The following is a 20383-nucleotide window of genomic DNA, read 5'->3' on the forward strand; positions in this document are numbered from 1 at the left end:
TGATCAATGGCGGGTCCAGGCGACAACACGCGCAACAAGCCGAGGAACGGGTCTGAAGCCGACAGCTTCAAGCGCGCCGTGACCGTGTGCATGCGCGCCGTCGCCGGCGACAAGGACCTCGAGGTCGGTTTCGCCAAGGACCGGCCGGCGCTGGCCGGCAACCGCGCCCGCCTGCCCGAACTGCCGAAGAAGGCTTCCCGCAATGACATCGCGATCACGCGCGGCCTGGGCGACTCCATGGCGCTGAAGCGCGCCTGTCACGATCAGCGCATCCACAACAAGCTGGCGCCGGAAGGCAAGCTGGCGCGGGCGATCTATGACGCCGTCGAACAGGCGCGCGTCGAGGCGATCGGCAGCCGCGCCATGCAGGGCGTGGCCGACAATATCGGCTCGATGCTCGAGGACAAATATACCAAGGCGAACCTCGTCGACGTCAGGGACAAGGCCGACGCGCCGCTCGAGGAAGCGATCGCGCTGATCGTGCGCGAAAAACTCACCGGACGGCCCGTGCCGAAGAGCGGCGAGCGGCTGGTCGACCTCTGGCGCCCGTGGGTCGAGGAGAAGGCCAGTGGCGATCTCGACGGCCTGTCGGCCAAGCTCGACGACCAGCAGGCCTTTGCCCGCGTCGTGCGCGACATGCTCGTTTCCATGGAGATGGCCGAGGAGCTCGGCGACGACCAGGAAACGGACGACACCGAGGAAAACGAAGAGAACGAGCAGCAGGGCGAGGAACAGAGCGAGGAAGGCGGTGAGGACGATTCCGGCTCCGAGCAGTCACAGTCGGAAGATGCCGAAGCCTCGGCCGACGAGGAAGAATCGGCCGAGACGGAAGCGACCGACGCCACCTCCGACGACCTCTCGGATGAGGACGATGCCGACGCCGAGACGCCGGGCGAGGCCAAGCGCAACGACAATCCGTTCCTCAATTTGCCGAAGGAAATCGACTACAAGGTCTTCACCACCGCCTTCGACGAGACGGTGGGCGCCGAGGATCTGTGCGAGGAAGAGGAGCTCGACCGGTTGCGCGCCTTCCTCGACAAGCAACTCGCCAATCTCTCCGGCGTCGTCGGGCGGCTGGCCAACCGGCTGCAGCGCCGGCTGATGGCGCAGCAGAACCGCTCCTGGGATTTCGACCTGGAGGAAGGCTATCTCGATCCGGCCCGCCTGGTGCGCGTCGTCATCGATCCGATGCAGCCGCTATCCTTCAAGCAGGAGCGCGACACCAAGTTCCGCGACACGGTGGTGTCGCTGGTGCTCGACAATTCGGGCTCGATGCGCGGTCGGCCGATCACGGTCGCCGCGACCTGCGCCGACATCCTGGCGCGCACGCTGGAGCGCTGCGGCGTTTCCGTGGAGATCCTCGGCTTCACCACCCGCGCCTGGAAGGGCGGACAGGCGCGCGAGAAGTGGCTGAAGGACGGCAAGCCGCCGAATCCCGGACGGCTCAACGATCTGCGCCACATCATCTACAAATCCGCCGACCATCCGTGGCGTCGCGCGCGGCGCAATCTCGGGCTGATGATGCGCGAGGGCCTGCTCAAGGAAAACATCGACGGCGAGGCGCTGCTTTGGGCGCATAGCCGGCTGATCGCGCGGCCGGAGCAGCGCAAGATCCTGATGATGATCTCGGACGGCGCGCCGGTCGACGATTCCACGCTCTCGGTCAACCCCGGCAACTATCTGGAGCGCCACCTGCGCGCCATCATCGAACTGATCGAGACGCGTTCGCCGGTCGAGTTGCTCGCCATAGGCATCGGCCATGACGTCACGCGCTATTATCGCCGCGCCGTCACCATCGTCGATGCCGAGGAACTGGCCGGCGCCATGACCGAGCAGCTCGCTTCGCTGTTCGGCGAGGAAAGCGCGCGCGACACGCGACGCGGTGGCTTCAGGCGCGCCGGATGACCTTTGCGGGGCGGCGTGCGCGGCGGACGCTTCTCGCCGGCATGCTGGCCTGCGTCTCGCCGGCCGTCGCCGCCCAGCGCGCCCCCGTCGAGGCCGTCGAGATTTCGGCGCGGCCGATCAGCCAGTTTCATATCGGCCATGACGAGACGCGATTCGGGCCGCTCGAATTCGTCGGCGGGCTGGAGATGACCTCGCTGGCGCGCGATTTCGGCGCGCTGTCGGCGCTGCGCTTCCTGAAGCCGGGCAGCGACTTCATCGGCGTCGCCGACACCGGCTTCTGGTTCTTCGGCACGATCACGCATGACGCCGGCAAACGCCCGTCGGGCGTGTCGAATTTCCGCATGCAGCAGATGGTCGACGCCTCGGGCCAGCCGATCGACAAGAAGTGGGAGGTCGATGCGGAAGGCCTTGCGGTCAAGGACGGCATCGCCACCGTCGGCTTCGAACGCGACCAGCGCGTCGCCCAGTTCAAGATCGATCCCGACAACATGAAAGCGCCGATCCGGCAGCTCGACTATCTGGTTCCCGCCAGGGAGCTGCGCCAGAACCGCGGCTTCGAGACGGTCACCCACGCCAATCCTTACGGGCAGCACGAGGGCGGGCTGGTCGTGGTCTCGGAAAGGAGCCTCGACAAGTCAGGCAACGTCTATGCCGCCATCATCGAAGGGCCGCATAAGGGCGTCTTCACCGTCAAGCGCAACGGCGATTTCGACATCACCGACGGCGCGTTCCTGCCGGACGGCGACCTGCTGCTTCTGGAGCGTAGCTTTTCGATCGCGCGGGGGGGCAAGATGCGGCTGCGGCGCATCTATGGCGAAAGCGTCGAGAAGGGCGCGGTCGCCGACGGGCCGGTGCTGATAGAGGCCGATATGAGCTACCAGATCGACAATATGGAAGGGCTCGACGTCTGGACCCGCGACGACGGCGCGCTGATGGTGTCGCTGATCTCCGACGACAACCACTCGATCCTGCAGCGCAACCTTTATCTGGAATTCATCCTGCACCAGGATTGACCGCTTCGGTAACGCCGTCGGCAAGTGTCCCGCAGGCGGGTTACCGCCCGACGTGCCGGACCTCGTTCATCACGAAATTGGCCGCGCGCTTGCTTCGGTTGCGGATCTTGAGCGTCGCGGTGTTGTCGACGAAATAGGTGTGAAGGATGCTGTCGCGCGTGCGGACCTCCGGTCCGACGGTATCGACCGCGTGCCAGGTGTCGGTGCCGACCGCGAAAGCGTAGCCGGTGTTCGGAGAAAACGACATGCGGTGCGAATTCTCGAAACGCCCATCCGGCCTGCGCTGGGCGAAGCGCGTGCCGATGTGGTTGATGCTGTCGTCTTCCGGCAGATAGAACTGGACGGTGATGCCCTTCCATTTCGTGTCGGTGTGGAAGCCGATCTTGTAGCCCGCCACGTCGCGCGTCAGCATCGGCACCGGATACATGCCGACTTTCATGAAGTCCGTGCCGAACCGGCGCTCCAGGCCCGGGGCAAGGCGGCGCATGAACGCGTCTTTCAGCTCCGGCGTGTGCAACGCCTTGCCGACCAAAGCCCAGACAGCGCGTTTCTCGCTGGGCAGATGGCGGATATATTCCGGGTAGAGGTCGATCTTGATCCGCGTTGCGGTTCCGTCGGCCTTGATGTTCACATTGTTGCGCCCCTTGAGCGCGCGATATTCGCGCGCTTCGGGCATGGCGGCGCGCATGCGCAGATAAAGGTCCGCCGGGAAAACGTCCGTCATTTCCAGATGCCAGAAAGGCAATTCCACGAACGCGGCGCGGTTCACGGCTTCCACCATGTGGGAGACGACATGCTGCAGCGTTTGCGTGACCGATGCTGGCGCCGCCGCGCCGTCTATGGCCGACATGGACATCCTTCCCCCAATCTAAAACCCCGAATCCAAATTTCTCGGATACATATATCGCTGCCCGGAGCGAATGCTAACCAAAGCAGAGGCTGGATTGCAACAATCCATCCGTCTGGTTCCAGTCGGGGTTTTCTGCATCACGAAACGGGTATGCGTCGCGACACTTCCAGGCGAATGCGTTGCAAAGGGCGCTATTGCCGATGCCGCGGGCCGATATTCAACGAACCTTGTAGATCTCGATCGGCTTTCCCGCGGTCGAACGGTCGAGCTCGAGCCATTCCGGCACGTCGCCTCGCAGCAACCCGGCGACAAGACCCTTGGGCGCGTCCAGCCCCAGCGATATCTCTTCCGTGTTGCCGCGGCAGATCGCGATCAGCCCGACATGCTCGCGCCCGATGACGGCGCGGGCGGCGTCCGGCGTTCCCATGAAGGCGTCGAGCATGGCGAGGTTGCCGCCGACATTGCGGTGATAGGGGCCGGCCAGTGCCCGGTGGCCGGTGAACATCAATATTCCCGAACCGAGATTTGACGAGGCAAGCACCGTCGTTGCCGGCATGGCGGCAAGATCGCGGAAGTCGGCTGGCTTGCCGCAGGTCACGGCATGGTCGGGATCGGAATTGATCCGTTGCGGCGCCTTTTGGACCACGGACTGCGCCGCCACCGCGACCCCGGCCCAGGTGGCGTTGAGCGAGATCAGCCACGCCATGACGATGCCGGTGGAGACGCGCCATGAGGGCGCGGCGCTCGCCCTGAGACGGATCTTCGCAATCCAGGCCGAGAGCGGCAGCACGGCGAAGGCGACGGAGAAGGTCGAGCCGCGCACCTGCCAGAGGCTGACGGCGAAGGCGACGACGAGCAGGATGGCGGCGAGAATCTCCTCACGGCGCAGGCGACGGCAGCGCAGCTGCAGGCCGATCAGCAGGATGGCGATGAAGGGCGTCACATAGCGCGCCGCCATCAGCTTCGGCTGGTGGACCGCGACGCTCCAGAAGGGCTGGGCTTCGACCACGTCGTTCAGCCAATAGGTGCGGACGCGCTCGTTCATCGCCGCATAGGGCGATCCCAGGCATTGCGGGAAGAACATGATCGCGACGGCCGCGACCACCACCGCCAGCGCCAGCATTGAAGCCAGCCGCGCCCGCGCCGTCGATGCGGTCAACGCGGTGGCGATCGCGAGGCCGAAGCCGGAAAGTGCCGCAACCGCAAACTGGAAGGACGAGAAGGCGTCGCACTGGGTGACGCCCCAGTCGGCCGGCCGGACGGTCGCGACGAAGACCAGGGAGGCAACGCCGGCAAATCCGAGGCCGAAGCCGCGTGCTGTGACACGCTCCTTGTCGTCGAGGATGAACAGGACAGCGGCACAGATGCCGAACACCGCCACATAAGGAGCGGTCTCCATGCCGACGGCGAGCGTCAGGCCGGCGCAAATGCCTGAAAGCAGGGCTGCGGGCCGCCAGGCGGGCGCTTCCATCAGAAGCCACAGGCAGGCCGCCGTCAGCAGCAGCTGGACATTATGGTGATCGATCACGCCCGGGCTGTAGATCACCAGGAAGAAAAGGCCAGCCGTCGACAGGATGACAGCCGGCATCGCCACATTGGCGCCGGCGAAGCGCTGCGAGGCACGTATGAGCACGAAGATGGTCAGCCCGTAGAGCAAGGTCGGCCAGATGATCTGCGCGGCCCGCTCGGCGGTGGCGGTGCTGGCGCCCAGCGCATCGAAGGCGACGACGATCAGCGCGAGCGGCGTATCGACCAGCCGCGACCAGTGCATGACGAAGCCGCCCGCCGCGCCCATCCTGTATTGGTGGAGATCGAACCAACTCTGGCCGGCGAGCAAGTCGCGGACCTCGACCAGCCGCAGCATGCTGTCATTGTCCGCGCCATAATCGCGGAGCGTCGGAAAACCGGAAACCGCGTTGATCGTCAGCGCCACCAGCGTGGCGCACAACGCAAGCAGGAGATCATTTTTCCAACCGGTGGCTGGCACGGTCATGCTGGTCGCGATGCCCTGGAGAGTTTTCGCGATCCTGCACCAAGGGGCGTAACAAACCGTAAAGCCGTTGCGCCATCCAGATCACAGTCCCTTTGGCTGCGATCCAGATCACAGCGTCTTGGTCGCAACCCAGATGACGTGGCGGACGCCGCGCTTGCCGCGGGCCCGCGTGTTGATCTCCTCGACCGCGAAGCCAGCCCGCTTCAGTCGCCGCGTGAAGCCGCTGTCCGGTCCCTGCGACCAGACCGCCAGCACGCCGCCGGGTTTCATTGCGGCACGTGCGGCCGCCAGGCCGGCCGCGTCATAGAGCGAATCGTTGCCCTTGTAGACGATGCCTTCGGGGCCATTGTCGACATCGAGCAAGATGGCGTCCCAGGCGGCATTCTCCGCCCTTATCATCTGACCGACATCGGCCTCGCGGATGGCGACGCGGGGATCGTCGAGGCAGCCGTCGAAGATCGTCGACATCGGGCCGAGCGCCCAGGCGACCACCGCGGGGACAAGTTCGGCAACAGTGACGGCGGCGTCGCCGTCCAGCGCGGCGAGCGCGGCGCGCAAGGTGAAGCCCATGCCGAGCCCGCCGATGAGGACCCTTGGCTGCTTGCGGCCGGCGATCCGCTCGCAGGAAAGCCTGGCGAGCGCCTCCTCGGAACCGCTGAGGCGGCTGTTCATCAGCTCATTGGTGCCCAGCATGATCGAGAATTCAGTGCCGCGCTGCTTCAGGCGCAGTTCCTGGCCGCCATCGGGCGTGCGGGCTGAGTCGAGCTGGACCCAAGGAATCACGGTCTATCTTTTGGTTTGAGCATGATCTTTTCCAAAAACCGGGTCCCACTTTTTGGGATCATGCTCTAGCCGCAATTGCCGGCTGGCTCCAGCGGGTGGCGAGCAGCCGGTAGGGGATCAACGCCACCACGGCGATGATCAGCTTCACCGAGAGATCGCCAAGCGCCCAGGACACCCAGCGCATGGTCTCGACCGGCAGCACGCCCATCAGCGGCGCCGTCTCCAGCGCAAAGCCGTCATTGGGGCCGGCAAAGGCGAAGGCGGCGGCAAAGGCGACGCCGAAGAAAACGACGGTGTCGAACACCGAGCCGACCAGCGTGCCGACGATCGGCGCGCGCCACCAGCTCTGCCGGCGCAGCCGGTTGAAGACGGTAACGTCGAGCAGTTGCGCGGTGAGGAAGGCAGCGCCGGAGGCAGCGGCGATACGCACCAGCCGGTCGGCGGCGGTCTCGAATTCGATCAGGCCATGGCGAAACAGGAAGGGCGGGACCAGGATCGAGCAGATCACCGCCGTCATGAAGCCGACGAACACCACCTTGCGCGCCACGGCCGGGCCGTAGCGGCGGTTGGCGAGGTCGGTGACCAGGAAGGAGAAGGGATAGGTGAAGGCGCCCCAGGTGAGCACGTCCGCCAGCGCCAGGCTGCCGACCTGGCCCTGCATCGGGAACTGCACGAGGATATTGGAGGCCACGACGACAAGCGCCATGGCGGCCACGAAGGGCAGGTATCGTGTCAGGAAATTCATTTTTTTATCCTGGGTAATGGAACCAGCCGAGCGTCACGCCGACGCTCGCTCTCATTCCGAGCACCGGTCTGGCCGGTGCTCGAGGCGGTCGTCCCCCGCCTGATAGCTGCTTAAGCGGCCGACTGCTCGGCAAGTCTTTTGGCGATCTGCTTCTTGAGCAGACGAGCGCGCTGCGACAGTTCCTTGACGTCGGCCTTGGCCAGGAAGGCGTCGAGGCCGCCACGGTGCTCGACCGAACGCAGCGCGTTGGCCGAAATGCGCAGGCGAACGTTCTGGTTCAGCGCTTCGGAAATCAGCGTCACATTGACCAGGTTCGGCAGGAAGCGACGCTTGGTCTTGTTGTTGGCGTGGCTCACATTGTTGCCGGTCTGAACTGCCTTGGCAGTGAGTTCGCAGGTGCGGGACATCTTGTCTAACCTTCAGTTTCTAAACCTGCCAAACCAGTCTGCCCGCGCCGGGCGGCGCGCGGTCTCGGTCAGGCGGCCTTTGGAAAAGTTGGCGTTCCATAGTGGCATTTCACCACTGCGTCAAGCTCCGGCACGCCGCCAGTTGTCACGCATGCTTCACATAAAGGCCGGATTTTACACTATAAGCCCTTGGCGAAGGGATATGCCAGGCTGGAGCCTCCACGTTCCGGCCTAACCGCCAGGGATTCGCCAACCGCCATGCTCCGTCCATCTCATGCACTTGCCAGCCTGCTTGCCCTTGCCGTGCCGGCAACAAGCTTCGCCGCGGCCTCGCCGCGGTCCTTCAAGGGCGAATACACGGTGTCGTATCTCGGTCTGTCGATCGCCAGGGCGACCTTCTCCAGCCGCTACGAGGGCAACACCTACGCCATCAACGGCACCGTCTCCGCCGCCGGGCTCGGCAGGCTGTTCGACGACACGAAAGGCACGATTTCGTCGAAAGGCACCATTTCCGACACGAGGATGACGCCGCAGGTGTTCAGGGCCGACTATACGTCCGGCAAGAAAGCCTCGATGGTCGACATCCGCTTCAACAATGGCGCCGTCACCTCCACGCAAGTCATTCCCGCGCCGGGCACGCGTGATCCGAAGAGTTGGGTGCCGGTCGGTGACGCAGACCTGAAATCCGTGCTCGATCCGATGGCGGCGACCGTGATCCACGCCGACAGCCTGGACAAGGTCTGCGGACGCACGGTGAAGTTCTACGACGGCGAAATGCGCGCCGACCTGAGCTTGACCTATGCCTCCAAGGGTTCGATCTCGGTGCCGGGCTACAAGGGCGACACGGTGACCTGCAAGATGGGCTTCGAGCCTGTGGCGGGCTACCGCAAGGGCCGCAAGGCGCTGAACTACCTCAAGAACAAGAGCCGCATGCTGGTGACGTTTGCACCGGTCGGCCAATCCGGCGTATATGCGCCGATCCGTGCCACGGTCGGGACCCAGATCGGTCCCCTGACCATCAGCGCCGGACGATTTGAAGCGGTGAATTAAGTCAGTTTCACGCAATTCCGGAAAGCTGCGGCTGGTCGCCGAGCCTAACCGCTGGGCTACTTTTCCTGGAATTGCTCGAGGCGCCACGGCGCCCCGCCGGGGGGAATGGATGGGGCGCGCAACACTGATCGGGTTTTCGGCGGTCGCCATGTGGGCGCTGCTGGCGTTGCTCACCGACGCCTCGGGCCAGGTGCCGCCGTTCCTGTTGTCGGCCATCACCTTCGCCATCGGCACTTGTATCGGCCTTGCGGCGCGACTGGCGATGCCGGCACCGGACAGGAGCCAGAAGATCCCGCCGCAGGTCTGGGTGATCGGCATAGCCGGGCTGTTCGGCTACCATTTCTTCTACTTCACGGCGCTGCGCAACGCGCCGGCGGTCGAGGCGAGCCTGATCGCCTATCTGTGGCCGCTGCTGATCGTGCTCGGCTCGGCGCTGATGCCCGGCGAGCGGCTGGCCTGGAACCATGTCGCCGGCGCGTTGCTCGGCCTTGCCGGCACCTTCCTGATCGTCACCAAGGGCGGCGGGTTGGCTTTCGATGCGCGCTATGCCTTCGGCTATGCGATGGCAGCAGTCTGCGCGCTTTTGTGGTCGGCCTATTCGCTCTTGTCGCGACGCTTTCCATCGGTGCCGACCTCGATCGTAACTTGGTTCTGCGCGGCGACGTCAGTGCTTTCGCTGGTCTGCCACCTGCTGCTCGAGAAGACGGTGCTGCCGGACGGTCCCGGACAATGGCTCGCCGTCATCGGGCTCGGCCTGATGCCGGTGGGCGCGGCCTTCTATGCCTGGGACATCGGCGTCAAGCGCGGCAACATCCAGGTGCTGGGCGCGGCGAGCTATGCCGCGCCGCTTCTGTCGACGCTGGTGCTGATCGCCGCCGGCGTCGCCGAGCCGTCGTTGCGTATTCTCGCCGCCTGCGTGCTCATCACCGGCGGTGCGGCACTCGCGGCGAAGTCGCTGCTGATGCGCAGGCCGGTGGCCAAAGAGGTGAACGCATGATGCCGTTCCCGGGCGGCATCGAGGCCAACGCCAACGCGACGCTCGTGTTTTCGTTCGTCGCGGCTGTGATCTACGCCTTGGCGCTCGACATGCCGCCGAAATGGACGCGGACGGCGGCAAAGACGGCGGCCGTCGCCATTCTGGCCGTGCTTGCCGCGATGCAGGGTGGTCCGCTGCTGCTTGTCACGGCGCTGGGCTTGAGCACCGTCGGCGACGCCTTTTTGTCGCGCGACGGAGAAAAGGCTTTTCTCGGCGGGCTGGCGAGCTTTCTCGCCGCCCACATCGCCTATGTCGCGCTGTTCGTACAGGCAGGCGGCGGGCTCGGCCTGTTGCGCGCCGATGCCTGGCGGGGCACCATCGCTTTGGCCATGGCCGCGTTCAGCATCGTCATGCTTGCCGCGCTCTGGCGCCGCGTCGGACCGCAACTGCGCATCCCGATCGCCGTCTATGTCGCGGCGATCTTGGCGATGGGCATTTCGGCCCTTACGACCAACGCTCCCTTGGTGATTACCGGCGCGGTGTTGTTCATCGCCTCCGACGGGCTGCTGGCCGCCGAGCGCTTCCTGCTCGCGGCGATCTCGCCGCATCGCGTGTGGATGCGCTACGCCGTCTGGGTGCTTTACTACGCCGCCCAGCTGGCGATCACGCTGGGCTTCTTGTTGAGCTAGGCCTTTTGAGTGCCATGATCTTCCCCAAAAACCGGCGGCCACTTTTTGGGATCATGCTTTCGGCTGCCAGCCCGGCTCGGCCAGCTCGAAGGCGGCGAAATCGAAGCCCGGCGCCACCGTGCAGCCGACCAGCGTCCATTCGCCGAGGCTGCGCGCCGACTGCCACCAGCCGGCCGGCACGACGATCTGCGGCCGCTCACCCGCGGCAAGGGCTGTGCCCAGCACCTGTTCGATGACGCTGCCTGAACCGTTCTCATGCATCGACAGCGCCAGCGGCGCGCCGGCATGGAAGTGCCAGACCTCGGCCGCGTCCTTTACCCGATGCCAGGCCGATAGCTGGCCCTGCTCGAGCAGGAAGTAGATCGCGGTCGAATGACCGCGCGGGCCGCCGACGGCGTCGCGAAACGTCTCGGCATACCAGCCGCCCTCGGGATGCGGTTCGAGGGCTAGCGTTGCGATGATCTCGGCGGCGCTGGTGGTCATTCGCATTCTTGGTCTAGATGCATGTCGTTATCCCAAAACCGCTGCACACTTTTGGGCGACATGCATCAGAAATTATCCTTGCGCTTGCGGATCTCGGCGAACACCTCGGCGTCCGAGGCCTTCTCCATGCCGAGATGCTTACGGATCGCCGGATCGTGCCAGCGCAGGAACGGGTTGGTCGACAGTTCCTCACCGATGGTCGTCGGCAGCGTCGGCTTGTTGTCGGCGCGCAGCGCCTCGATCCTTGCCGCGCGCTGCTTCAGCGCCGGGTTGCTCGGATCGACCGTCACCGCAAATCGGGCATTGGCCAAAGTGTATTCGTGGCCGCAATAAATGGCGGTTTCCGCCGGCAGCGCCGCCAGCTTCTTCAGCGAGTCATACATCACCGGCGGCTTGCATTCGAACAGGCGGCCACAGCCCAGCGCAAACAGCGTGTCGGCGGTGAAGGCCACCTTCGAGGCCGGCAGATGGTAGGAGACGTGGCCGGCAGTATGGCCGGGCGTCTCGATGACCTCGATCCGCTCCTCGCCAAGGCGCACGACCGAGCCTTGGCTCACCGTCTCGTCGATGCCGGGGATTTTTGCCTTCTCGGCCTCCGGGCCCACGATGCGCAGCTTGAAGCGTTCCTTCAGCGCCAGATTGGCTTCGACATGATCGGCATGATGATGCGTGGTGAGGATCAATGTCGGCGCCCAGCCGGTGCGTTTGATCGCCGCCAGGATCGGCGCCTCTTCCGGCGCGTCGATGATCGCGGTCCGCCCGCTTCCGGGATCGTGAACCAGCACGCCGAAATTGTCGGTGCGGCACATGAACTGCTCGATTTCGACGGGCACGACATATCTCCTCTGGTCGCCGCAGACATAGGGCGGCGAGTCGCCGATGTCATCCGCGTTTATTGAACTTGGCATTTATCGCGGCTACCGTCCCGCGCATGCATTCGGATATCGTCGATCTGCGCTCCTTCTACTCGACCACGCTCGGGCATCTGGCCGAGCGTTCGATCACCATGGCGCTGTCGTCCATATGGGCAACCGTGCCCAACGAGCGGCTGGTCGGCCTCGGCTACACGCTGCCATGGCTGGAACGCTTCGGCACGGATGCCGAGCGCGTCTTCGCCTTCATGCCGGCAACGCAAGGTGCGGTGGTGTGGCCGGCGTCGGGGCCGACGGCGACGGCTCTGGTCTTCGACGAGGAACTGCCGCTGGTCGATTCCTGCATCGACCGCGTGCTCCTGGTGCATTCGCTCGAACATGCCGAAAACCCGCGCGAGACGCTGAACGAGATCTGGCGCGTGCTGTCGCCGGCGGGGCGGGTCGTCATCGTCGTGCCCAACCGGCGTGGCGTCTGGGCGCGGTTCGAGCATACGCCCTTCGGCAACGGTAGGCCGTTCTCTCGCGGCCAGCTTACCGAGCTGCTTCGCGAAGCGAATTTCACCCCGGCGACATGGAGCGACGCGCTGTTCTTCCCGCCGTCGCCGCGACGTTTCATGATGCGGTTCCACAATGTGCTGGAGCGGGCCGGCCGGCGGTTCTGGCCGATCTTTTCCGGCGTCATCGTCGTCGAGGCGCAGAAGCGGCTCTACCAGGGCGTGCCGGTTGCGCAGCGCACCTCGCGCCGCGTCTTCGTGCCGGTCTTCTCGCCGCAGGGCGCGACGCGGCTTGGCCGGCGGTCGACGCCGCGCCCGGCCAAGTGACGCGTTCGTGATCGCGGCCGCGCCTTGCATCGCGCAGCGATCGTCACCCTATCTGGGGCATGCCCGCTCAGCGCGGTGCTCATGACCGCCGCGCAAATCAGGAATATCCTCTATGGACGACCAGACCGATAAAAAGCCGGCCCCGCAAAAGGCTGCTGTCTCGGTCGAGGCAAGCAGCCTCGCCGACCAGGTGGCGACGATCAGGCATGGGCTGAGATCCTCGCCGGTGCGCCGGCAGCTTGCCTGGGTCTCGATCGGCATCGTGGCGGTCATTATCGCAACCTCGATCGGGCAGGTTCTGCTCAACCGCTGGAACCAGCCTTTCTACGATGCCCTGGCGCGGCGCGACATGGCGGACTTCCTGCACCAGCTTCTCGTCTTCGCGATGATCGCCGGCGGCCTTCTGGTGCTCAATATCGGCCAGACCTGGCTCAACCAGATGATCCGTTTGCGGTTGCGCGAGGCGCTGACGCTGGACCTGATCGATCAATGGATGCGTCCGGCGCGAGCCTTTCGGCTGGCCAATGCCGGCGCCATCGGCGTCAATCCCGACCAGCGCATGCAGCAGGATGCCGCTCACTTGTCGGACCTGTCGACGGATCTCGGCGTCGGCCTGCTGCAGTCCTTCATCCTGCTCGTCTCCTTCATCGGCGTGCTGTGGGAATTGTCCTCAGGCTTCGTGTTCCACATCGGCGGCTATTCATTGGCGATACCCGGCTACATGGTGTGGGCCGCGTTCCTCTATGCCGGCATAGCTTCGTGGCTGAGCTGGCTGGTCGGGCGCCCGCTGATCAGCCTCAACAGCGAGCGCTACACTCGCGAAGCGGAGCTGCGCTCCTCGATGGTGCGGGTCAACGAGAATGTCGACGCCATAGCGCTCTACCACGGCGAGCCCGACGCCAGGCGGCGGCTCGAACTCGATCTCGGCACGGTGCTGGGCGCCATGCGGCGCATCTTTACGGCGCAGATCAACCTGTCCTGGGTGACCGATACCTATGGCTGGATCACCGTCGTGGCGCCCATCCTGGTGGCCTCGCCGGTTTATTTCTCTGGAGACATCAGCTTTGGCGGGCTGATGATGGCGGTCGGCGCCTTCAACCAGGTGCATTCGTCGCTGCGCTGGTTCATCAACAACATCGGCAGCATCGCAGACTGGCGCGCGACGCTGATGCGCGTGGCGGACTTCCGCATCGCGCTCACCGAAACCGATGCGCTGCATGACACGGAAAAACGCATCCAGTTCGGCGAAAACGCCAATGGCCGCCTGACCTTCGACAAGCTTCAGGTGTCCTCGCCGGAAGGCTGCGCCAAGCTTGCCGAGACGGAGGTCGAAATCCATTCCGGCGAGCGTGTCATGATCACCGGCGAGCCGGGCGCCGGCAAGACGTTGTTCTTCCGAGCCATTGCCGGCCTGTGGCCATGGGGGAGCGGCAGGATCGGGCTGCCGGCCGGCGAGACCCCCATCTTCGTGCCGCGCGTGCCGTATTTCCCGGCCGGCACGCTGCGCGAGGTTCTCGATCATCCGAACGGCGAGGCACCGGCCAGCGATGCCGAGATTGCGGCGGTGCTTGCCGAGGTCGGCCTCGATCGGCTGTCGGCCGATCTCGACGATCCCAGGCGATGGGAGCGCGAGCTGAGCGATGACGAACAACGGGCACTGGCCTTCGCCAGGCTCGCCTTGCGCAGGCCGAAATGGGTGATCATCGACGAAGCCCTTGACGCGTTCGACGGCCCGTCGCTGCGGCGGGTGCTGGCGATGATGGAAAAGCGCCTGCCGGAGACCGCCATCCTCAACATCGGACGCGGCTTGCACAACGTTCAGTTCTTCCCGCGCGCGCTGAGCATCGTGAAGGATACCGGCGCGCCTGCGTTGAAGCCGGCCCGTGTCCGGGCCGGAGCGATCGAGCCGCCACCCGCCACAGCCCGCCGAAAAAAGAAATAGCTTTATTTCCGCCGCGATCGCCGGGAAGATTCGCCTGGTCGTTCGAGGCTGCCATGCTTGCGATGTTCGGCCTGCTTGCCTGCCTTGCCTGCGCCGAGGCGGCGCCGCTGCCCCTGCCGGGCGACGGCGCGCCGGTGGATGTCGAACTCGTGCTTGCCGTCGACATCTCGCAGTCGATGGATGAGGACGAGTTCGCCCTGCAGCGCGCCGGCTATGTCGAAGCTCTGCGCCATCCCGCCTTCATCGACGCCGTGCGCTCAGGTCGAAACGGCCGCATCGCGCTCGCCTATTTCGAATGGGCGGGCGTGGTGCGCGACGACGGGGTCATTGCCTGGCGGATCATCGATGGCCAAGATAGCGCCAACGCTTTTGCCGATATGATCGCCGCGCGGCCGTTCCGCAGCTTCCGCGGCACCTCGATTTCAGGCGCGCTCGGCTTCGGCGCCGCACTTCTGGAGAGAACCGGCTTCTCGGCGCCGCGCCGCGTCATCGACATATCGGGCGACGGGCCTAACAATATCGGGCCGCCCGTCGCCGCGATTCGCGATGCCGTCGTCGCCAAGGGTATCGTCATCAACGGTCTGCCGATACTCATCAGCCCGTCGCCGAGCGTCAGCCGTCTCGACCGCTACTACGCCGACTGCGTGACCGGAGGGGCCGGATCCTTCGTGCTGCCGATCTACGCGGCGTCCGAATTCTCGACCGCCATCCGCCGCAAGCTGATCCAGGAGGTGAGCGGCCTCACCGACGAGAGATCGGTGCGCGTCGAGGATGCGGCGCGGGTCGATTGTCTGCTGGGCGAGCGCCTTCGGCAGCGGTTTTCAGATCCGTATTTTCCGGAACTCGACAGATAGGTCTTGCGGCTTCTCAGACAGCCCGGGCGCCGTATTTGGCGCGGAACTCGTCATAGCAGTCGCGGCGCCAGCGCCGGCCGACGACGTAACCGCGCAGCAATTGCGGCAGCGAATAGCCGAGCGCCTTGGACGAGCGATTGGCGTGATAGCCGGAAAAGGCCTGCTGCAGCCGGCCCTTCAGGGTGTCGGCGATGATCTGGCGGGCGATCATGTAGGGCGGAACGTCGGGATAGCGGTCGGCGATGTAGGGGTGCTTGTCGATCAGATTGGCATAGGCCGCGACATAACCATCGCGGCGGCCGGAGATCGAATTCTCCGAATTGTACTTCTTCCAGTCGATGTCTTCGGACAGTTGGGCGCCGCCGCGGCGGGCGAAGCGCAGCAGAAGCTCGCGATCCTGCATGCGCGTGATGTCGCTGTCATAGCCGCCGATCGCGAGCAGCGACTCGTGCCGTGCGGTGATCGCCGAGCCGGCAATGAAGATGGTCTGCGAGACCAGGGCGCGCTGCAGCGTGCTTTTGTCGAGAAAGGCCTCGCGGTTGATGCATTTGGTGCTGCGGCTGCCCTTAAGCGACAGGAAGGAGCTGATGAGGACTTCGAGCGAGGGATTCTGATCGAAGCGCGCCAGCGTCCGCTCCAGCCGGTCGGGCAGATAGACGTCGTCCGAATCGAGGAAGGTCACCACCGGCGCCCGCGCGCGCTCGATGCCCGCATTGCGCGCCGCATTGGCGCCGCGCCATTTGGCGCCGACATAGATCAGCCTCGGGTCACGGATTTCGGCCAGCGCGGCGGCGGTCCCGTCCGTCGAACCGTCGTCGACCACGATGTGCTCGAAGTGGGTAAGCGTTTGCGCCAGGACACTTTCCACCGCGCGTACGACCTGACTGCGCCGATTGTGCGTCGGCGTGATCACCGTAATCAGCGGAACGTCTTCGCTCGACATCGGGCTGCCGCTACCGGTCGGTTCTGGCGTCTGTCTGATGGGTCTGATGGCTATCGTCGTATCCCGCTTATGATTTGTGCCCGACGCTACAAAAAAGCCACGTTTCTGTCACGCTTCGCCCGCCAGGAAATGCCGGAATCGGCGGCTTTTCCGCAACATTGCGGTTTGACGGCAACACAAACGGCCTTGCTGTCGCAGTGAGGTTCTCTGTCAGGGACGAAAATCCGGCGCTTTCTCGATGACCTTCGAGGTAATCGACCGGACTACCTGGCTTTTGCATGATGATCCCAAGAGGCCGCCGATCGGCTTCAACCGATGAAGGAGCAGGATCATGACCGCCTACGCCGTTGCCCATATGCGCCAAGTCACGCCGGGACCCTGGATAATCGAGTATCTTGAGAAGATTGACGCCACGCTGGCGCCGTTCGGCGGGCGATTCATCGTCCATGGCGGTGAGGTGGAGGTCGTCGAAAACAGCTGGCCCGGCCTTCTGATCGTCATCGAATTCCCGGACAGGCAGCATGTGCAAGACTGGTACGATTCGCCGGCCTATCGGGCGATCCTGTCGTTGCGCACCGGGAATTCGAGCTCCGACGTGATCTTCGTTGACGGCGTCGAGCATCCGCACAAGGCTACAGATGTGCTCGGATGAACAGGTGATGCCAATGCGGACGATTCGCGGCGATCTTTTGCAACTTGCGCTCGACGGCGAGTTCGATGCCATCGTGCACGGATGCAACTGCCAATGCGTGATGGGCAAGGGCATTGCCCTGGCCGTCAAGCAGCGTTTTCCGGAAGCCTATGCGGCCGATCTCGCGACTGCCAAAGGCGATCGCTCCAAAATGGGAACCATCTCGACAGCCGAGATCGAGCGTGGCGGCCGCACTTTCCATGTCATCAACGGCTACACGCAGTTTCACTGGCAGGGCCAGGGCGTCAAGGCTGACTACGAGGCCATCCGCAACGTCATGAAAGCGGTCAAGGCCAGGTTTTCCGGCCGGCGCATCGGTTATCCAAAGATCGGTGCCGGCCTCGCCGGCGGGGATTGGACGCTCATAGCCTCGATCATCGAGGAAGAACTGGGCGGCGAGGACCACAGGCTTGTGGAATTCGTGCCATAACCTGGGGCTGGCGCAATAGACTAGCTGTGTCCGACATAGTCCGGCACCATTTCGGCCTCGTCGCGAACGAGGCCGGCGGCCAAGCCAAAATGGCCGAAAAACGCCAGCGTATAGAAGGCCAGGCCAACAGCCACTGAAAAGGGGACCTGCCAGAGCGGCATGCCGGTGCCGGACGCGAGGGTTGTCACGCGTCGGATCGTACGCCACGACAATGTCCCCCAGCGAGTGAAGGATTTGACGATACGCTGGGCGCGATTGGGGGAATGGAGCTCGACATGTTTGCGGTCGGCATCCCTGCCGGTCACCAGCGCGCGCCAGTAGAAGAACCGCCAGCCGCGCGGGGGGTAGTGATATACGCGGGCGTCGGCATGGACGATTTCATGGCCCTCACGACGAAGCTGATGCATCAACAGCGTGCAGGAAACCTTGAAGCCCTTGTTCTGGGGAAAGGGATGGCCAGCAATCCAGTCGCGGCGGAAGGCTACGTTGTTGGCGTTGATCGCCCGCTTCGAGGCAAACCGTTCGTCGCCTTGTGCCATCGGGAAGAACCAGATCAAGGCAAAGGTCCTGGAGAAAAAATCGTCATGTGAGAGGTGGGTGTGCCCGTTCACGCAGACGGTTCCGGCATGTTGAAACGGTTTGAGCAGGGCGCACAGCCAGCCCGGCTCGGCAACCGTGTCGGAATCCATATAGACGACGACATCTCCTTCGGTCAGCGCGATGCCGTTGTTCTTGAGATCGTAGTAACGGCCGCCGGGGCAAGCCGCGAAGACCAGGTCGGCAACTTGCGCCAGTTGCGGTGCTTCGGCTTCGATATTGTCCCGCAGGACACCGTCGTCGATCGCCGGCCCGCCATGCGAGACGACAAGCTTCGGCTTCGGCACGCCGGTTGAGGAAACGATCGCGATCTCACGCGCAAGGGCCTTCAACCCGACGCCGATCTCGTCCCAGGCGATGAATTTTGCGTTGTCCGTCTCCAGGACGACCGAATAGGTAGGTAGTTCCGCCGCCATGTTCCGCCCCGCCCGAGACGGGACTTATCAAAAAGCCCGAAGCGAAGCCACCCTCAACGCTTCAGCAAAAACACCGCCTGCTGGCCGAAGAAGTTCCAGAACCACCAGGGCATCGACAGGCCGATCTTCTGGCCGTTGGCGTCGAGCGCGGTCGCCTTCTCCACCGTCGCGCCGAGTTCCTCGCACAAATTGACGAAGTCGCGGATGGTGCAGAAGTGGATGTTGGGCGTGTCGTACCAGGAGTAGGGCAGGTCCTTGGTGACCGGCATCCTGCCCTTGATCAGCAGCGAAAAGCGTACGCGCCAATGGCCGAAATTGGGGAAGGACACGATGGCGCGGTTGCCGATCCTGAGCAACTGGTCGAGCACGATCTTCGGGTTGCGCGTCGCCTGCAGCGTCTGTGACAGGACGACGAAGTCGAAGCCTTTGTCGGCGTAGAATGCAAGGTCGGTGTCGGCGTCGCCCTGGATGACGGAAAGGCCGCGCGCCACGCATTCGTTGACGCCGCGCTGCGACAGTTCTAGGCCGCGGCCGTCGACCTGCTTGGTCTCCTGCAGCAGTTCCAGGAGCACACCGTCGCCGGAGCCGACATCGAGCACGCGCGAATGCGCAGGAATGAGATCGGTGACGACGTCGAGGTCGACACGCTGGGCGCGGTTGACGCTCATGGCTTCGCCTCCTGCCTGCAACTTTCTTGGTTCATGCGCCGAGCCCCCTGGCACGGGCGGCCGACGCGATGAAGCCGTTGATGGCCGCAAACAGCTCCGGCTCGTCGAGCAGGAAGGCGTCGTGGCCGCGATCGGTCTCGATCTCGACGAAGGAGACGGAAGCGCCGGCCGCGTTCAAGGCATGCACGATCGACCGGCTCTCCTCGGTCGGGAACAGCCAGTCGCTGGTGAAGGAAACCAGGCAGAAGCGCGTCCTGGTGCCGGCGAAGGCATCGGCGAGGCGTCCGCCGTGATCGGCGGCCAGGTCGAAATAGTCCATCGCGCGGGTCAGATAGAGGTAGGAATTGGCGTCGAAGCGGTCGACGAAGGTCATGCCCTGGTGGCGCAGATAGCTTTCGATCTGGAAATCGGCGTCGAAGCCGAAGGTCAGCGCCTCGCGATCCTGCAGGTTGCGGCCGAACTTGCGGTGGAGCGCTGCTTCCGACAGATAGGTGATGTGCGCGGCCATGCGCGCGACGGCGAGCCCTTTTTCCGGCCGCTTGCCGAAGTCGAGATATTTGCCGCCATGCCATTCCGGATCGGCCATGACGGCCTGCCGCCCGACCTCGTGGAAGGCGATATTCTGCGAGGAATGGCGGGCGCCGGTGGCGATCGGCAGGGCGCAGAAGACGCGCTCGGAGTGGCTGGCCGCCCATTCCAGCACCTGCATGCCGCCCATCGAGCCGCCAAGCACGCAAAACAGCTTTTCGATGCCGAAATGGTCGACCAGCATCGCCTGCGCGCGCACCATGTCGCGGATGGTGATGATCGGCAGGTCGAGCCCGTACGGCTTGCCGGTCGCCGGATTGGTCGAGGCCGGGCCGGTCGAGCCAAGGCAGCCGCCGACGACGTTGGAGCAGATGACGAAGAAGCGGTTGGTGTCGATGATCTTGCCGGGGCCGATCAGCACCTCCCACCAGCCGGGCTTGCCGGTCACCGGATTGGTGTTGGCGACATGCTGGTCGCCGGTCAGCGCGTGGCAGACGAGGATGGCGTTGGAGCGCGCGTCGTTGAGCGTGCCATAGGTCTGGTAGGCGATCTGGAAAGGCGAGAGCAACGTGCCGGCGTCGAGCTTCAGCGGCTTGTCGGGGCCGAACTGCAGCACCGGGCTCGACGGATGGTCGACCTCGTCCTTGGTTCTTGCAGCGCGCTGAGCGGCCATGTCCGTCCTCATCCTGTGTCGCATCGGTCTCGTCCCGATGCCGTGTCCGGCCGG

21 protein-coding genes are annotated in these 20383 nt (G+C 64.6%); 10 read left to right on the forward strand and 11 right to left on the reverse strand.

The genetic code is table 11. From position 1 onward, the window contains the following. The first annotated feature begins 6 nt into the window (after nt 1–6). Entirely contained in the window at nt 7–1905 is a 1899-nt protein-coding gene (gene cobT / locus DPM33_RS27515; protein WP_112100551.1) for a cobaltochelatase subunit CobT, read from the forward strand. Next, entirely contained in the window at nt 1902–2918 is a 1017-nt protein-coding gene (locus DPM33_RS27520) for an esterase-like activity of phytase family protein (protein WP_112100552.1), read from the forward strand. The genes cobT and DPM33_RS27520 overlap by 4 nt, the downstream gene beginning before the upstream one ends. Nucleotides 2919–2958: 40 nt before the next feature. On the opposite strand, the gene DPM33_RS27525 is transcribed toward DPM33_RS27520, so the two are convergent. The 5 genes from DPM33_RS27525 to rpmB all read right to left on the reverse strand — a co-directional run bounded on the left by DPM33_RS27525 (nt 2959) and on the right by rpmB (nt 7696). Beyond that, nucleotides 2959–3768, reverse strand: a complete 810-nt coding sequence (locus tag DPM33_RS27525; protein ID WP_112100659.1) for a hypothetical protein — start codon at nt 3766–3768, stop codon at nt 2959–2961. A gap of 217 nt (nt 3769–3985) precedes the next feature. Next, on the reverse strand, nt 3986–5761 hold the full coding sequence (locus tag DPM33_RS27530) for a GtrA family protein (protein ID WP_112100553.1): 1776 nt from the start codon (nt 5759–5761) through the stop codon (nt 3986–3988). A gap of 108 nt (nt 5762–5869) precedes the next feature. Further along, complete coding sequence (locus tag DPM33_RS27535; protein WP_112100554.1) at nt 5870–6544, reverse strand: spermidine synthase family protein; 675 nt, start codon at nt 6542–6544, stop codon at nt 5870–5872. A 58-nt stretch (nt 6545–6602) separates the two neighbouring features. Continuing rightward, the gene (locus DPM33_RS27540; RefSeq protein ID WP_112100555.1) at nt 6603–7289 is read right to left on the reverse strand and encodes a queuosine precursor transporter; all 687 of its coding nucleotides are present in this window, start codon (nt 7287–7289) and stop codon (nt 6603–6605) included. A 110-nt stretch (nt 7290–7399) separates the two neighbouring features. Next, a complete protein-coding gene (gene rpmB, locus DPM33_RS27545; protein ID WP_112100556.1) occupies nt 7400–7696 on the reverse strand; it encodes a 50S ribosomal protein L28 in 297 nt (98 codons plus the stop codon). A 258-nt stretch (nt 7697–7954) separates the two neighbouring features. Between rpmB and DPM33_RS27550 the strand changes: the two genes are divergently transcribed. The 3 genes from DPM33_RS27550 to DPM33_RS27560 all read left to right on the forward strand — a co-directional run bounded on the left by DPM33_RS27550 (nt 7955) and on the right by DPM33_RS27560 (nt 10411). Further along, nucleotides 7955–8746: a DUF3108 domain-containing protein gene (locus DPM33_RS27550; protein WP_112100557.1), complete on the forward strand. Its 792-nt coding sequence runs from the start codon at nt 7955–7957 to the stop codon at nt 8744–8746. A gap of 109 nt (nt 8747–8855) precedes the next feature. Beyond that, nucleotides 8856–9743: an aromatic amino acid exporter YddG gene (gene yddG, locus DPM33_RS27555; protein ID WP_112100558.1), complete on the forward strand. Its 888-nt coding sequence runs from the start codon at nt 8856–8858 to the stop codon at nt 9741–9743. Further along, nucleotides 9740–10411, forward strand: a complete 672-nt coding sequence (locus DPM33_RS27560) for a lysoplasmalogenase (protein WP_112100559.1) — start codon at nt 9740–9742, stop codon at nt 10409–10411. The genes yddG and DPM33_RS27560 overlap by 4 nt, the downstream gene beginning before the upstream one ends. 51 nt (nt 10412–10462) lie before the next feature. On the opposite strand, the gene DPM33_RS27565 is transcribed toward DPM33_RS27560, so the two are convergent. Both DPM33_RS27565 and gloB read right to left on the reverse strand, forming a co-directional pair. After that, nucleotides 10463–10894: a cupin domain-containing protein gene (locus tag DPM33_RS27565; protein WP_112100560.1), complete on the reverse strand. Its 432-nt coding sequence runs from the start codon at nt 10892–10894 to the stop codon at nt 10463–10465. A gap of 65 nt (nt 10895–10959) precedes the next feature. Beyond that, complete coding sequence (gloB, locus tag DPM33_RS27570; RefSeq protein ID WP_112100660.1) at nt 10960–11727, reverse strand: hydroxyacylglutathione hydrolase; 768 nt, start codon at nt 11725–11727, stop codon at nt 10960–10962. 98 nt (nt 11728–11825) lie between these two features. Between gloB and DPM33_RS27575 the strand changes: the two genes are divergently transcribed. From DPM33_RS27575 to DPM33_RS27585, 3 genes are all read left to right on the forward strand, one after another. After that, nucleotides 11826–12587: a class I SAM-dependent methyltransferase gene (locus tag DPM33_RS27575; RefSeq protein WP_112100561.1), complete on the forward strand. Its 762-nt coding sequence runs from the start codon at nt 11826–11828 to the stop codon at nt 12585–12587. Between the two features lie 112 nt (nt 12588–12699). Beyond that, complete coding sequence (locus DPM33_RS27580; RefSeq protein ID WP_112100562.1) at nt 12700–14529, forward strand: ABC transporter ATP-binding protein/permease; 1830 nt, start codon at nt 12700–12702, stop codon at nt 14527–14529. Between the two features lie 53 nt (nt 14530–14582). Then, entirely contained in the window at nt 14583–15383 is an 801-nt protein-coding gene (locus DPM33_RS27585; RefSeq protein WP_112100563.1) for a DUF1194 domain-containing protein, read from the forward strand. 13 nt (nt 15384–15396) lie between these two features. On the opposite strand, the gene DPM33_RS27590 is transcribed toward DPM33_RS27585, so the two are convergent. Continuing rightward, nucleotides 15397–16326, reverse strand: coding sequence for a glycosyltransferase family 2 protein (locus DPM33_RS27590; RefSeq protein ID WP_112100564.1), 930 nt, complete (start codon nt 16324–16326; stop codon nt 15397–15399). A gap of 331 nt (nt 16327–16657) precedes the next feature. On the opposite strand from DPM33_RS27590, the gene DPM33_RS27595 reads away from it, so the two are divergent. Together DPM33_RS27595 and DPM33_RS27600 are read left to right on the forward strand one after the other, a co-directional pair. After that, nucleotides 16658–16978 carry a DUF1330 domain-containing protein gene (locus DPM33_RS27595; RefSeq protein WP_112100565.1) on the forward strand — a complete coding sequence of 107 codons (321 nt, stop codon included), beginning with the start codon at nt 16658–16660 and terminating at the stop codon, nt 16976–16978. Nucleotides 16979–16991: 13 nt separating this feature from the next. Then, nucleotides 16992–17447, forward strand: a complete 456-nt coding sequence (locus DPM33_RS27600; RefSeq protein WP_112100566.1) for a macro domain-containing protein — start codon at nt 16992–16994, stop codon at nt 17445–17447. Between the two features lie 20 nt (nt 17448–17467). On the opposite strand, the gene DPM33_RS27605 is transcribed toward DPM33_RS27600, so the two are convergent. Genes DPM33_RS27605 through metX form a run of 3 tightly spaced genes read right to left on the reverse strand, consistent with a single transcriptional unit; the run spans nt 17468 to nt 20329 of the window. Then, nucleotides 17468–18460, reverse strand: a complete 993-nt coding sequence (locus tag DPM33_RS27605; protein ID WP_112100567.1) for a glycosyltransferase family 2 protein — start codon at nt 18458–18460, stop codon at nt 17468–17470. A 53-nt stretch (nt 18461–18513) separates the two neighbouring features. Next, the gene (metW, locus tag DPM33_RS27610; protein WP_112100568.1) at nt 18514–19128 is read right to left on the reverse strand and encodes a methionine biosynthesis protein MetW; all 615 of its coding nucleotides are present in this window, start codon (nt 19126–19128) and stop codon (nt 18514–18516) included. Between the two features lie 31 nt (nt 19129–19159). Next, a complete protein-coding gene (metX, locus tag DPM33_RS27615; RefSeq protein ID WP_112100569.1) occupies nt 19160–20329 on the reverse strand; it encodes a homoserine O-acetyltransferase MetX in 1170 nt (389 codons plus the stop codon). Between the last annotated feature and the right edge of the window lie 54 nt (nt 20330–20383).

This window comes from Mesorhizobium hawassense (assembly GCF_003289945.1).
Classification (GTDB): domain Bacteria; phylum Pseudomonadota; class Alphaproteobacteria; order Rhizobiales; family Rhizobiaceae; genus Mesorhizobium; species Mesorhizobium hawassense.

Coding starts and splice junctions, on each gene's coding strand:
- cobT (WP_112100551.1), top strand. CDS start 7: ATGGCGGGTCCAGGCGACAACACGCGCAACAAGCCGAGGAACGGGTCT.
- DPM33_RS27520 (WP_112100552.1), top strand. CDS start 1,902: ATGACCTTTGCGGGGCGGCGTGCGCGGCGGACGCTTCTCGCCGGCATG.
- DPM33_RS27525 (WP_112100659.1), bottom strand. CDS start 3,768: ATGTCGGCCATAGACGGCGCGGCGGCGCCAGCATCGGTCACGCAAACG.
- DPM33_RS27530 (WP_112100553.1), bottom strand. CDS start 5,761: ATGACCGTGCCAGCCACCGGTTGGAAAAATGATCTCCTGCTTGCGTTG.
- DPM33_RS27540 (WP_112100555.1), bottom strand. CDS start 7,289: ATGAATTTCCTGACACGATACCTGCCCTTCGTGGCCGCCATGGCGCTT.
- rpmB (WP_112100556.1), bottom strand. CDS start 7,696: ATGTCCCGCACCTGCGAACTCACTGCCAAGGCAGTTCAGACCGGCAAC.
- DPM33_RS27550 (WP_112100557.1), top strand. CDS start 7,955: ATGCTCCGTCCATCTCATGCACTTGCCAGCCTGCTTGCCCTTGCCGTG.
- yddG (WP_112100558.1), top strand. CDS start 8,856: ATGGGGCGCGCAACACTGATCGGGTTTTCGGCGGTCGCCATGTGGGCG.
- DPM33_RS27560 (WP_112100559.1), top strand. CDS start 9,740: ATGATGCCGTTCCCGGGCGGCATCGAGGCCAACGCCAACGCGACGCTC.
- DPM33_RS27565 (WP_112100560.1), bottom strand. CDS start 10,894: ATGACCACCAGCGCCGCCGAGATCATCGCAACGCTAGCCCTCGAACCG.
- DPM33_RS27575 (WP_112100561.1), top strand. CDS start 11,826: ATGCATTCGGATATCGTCGATCTGCGCTCCTTCTACTCGACCACGCTC.
- DPM33_RS27580 (WP_112100562.1), top strand. CDS start 12,700: ATGGACGACCAGACCGATAAAAAGCCGGCCCCGCAAAAGGCTGCTGTC.
- DPM33_RS27585 (WP_112100563.1), top strand. CDS start 14,583: ATGCTTGCGATGTTCGGCCTGCTTGCCTGCCTTGCCTGCGCCGAGGCG.
- DPM33_RS27590 (WP_112100564.1), bottom strand. CDS start 16,326: ATGTCGAGCGAAGACGTTCCGCTGATTACGGTGATCACGCCGACGCAC.
- DPM33_RS27595 (WP_112100565.1), top strand. CDS start 16,658: ATGACCGCCTACGCCGTTGCCCATATGCGCCAAGTCACGCCGGGACCC.
- DPM33_RS27600 (WP_112100566.1), top strand. CDS start 16,992: ATGCGGACGATTCGCGGCGATCTTTTGCAACTTGCGCTCGACGGCGAG.
- DPM33_RS27605 (WP_112100567.1), bottom strand. CDS start 18,460: ATGGCGGCGGAACTACCTACCTATTCGGTCGTCCTGGAGACGGACAAC.
- metW (WP_112100568.1), bottom strand. CDS start 19,128: ATGAGCGTCAACCGCGCCCAGCGTGTCGACCTCGACGTCGTCACCGAT.
- metX (WP_112100569.1), bottom strand. CDS start 20,329: ATGGCCGCTCAGCGCGCTGCAAGAACCAAGGACGAGGTCGACCATCCG.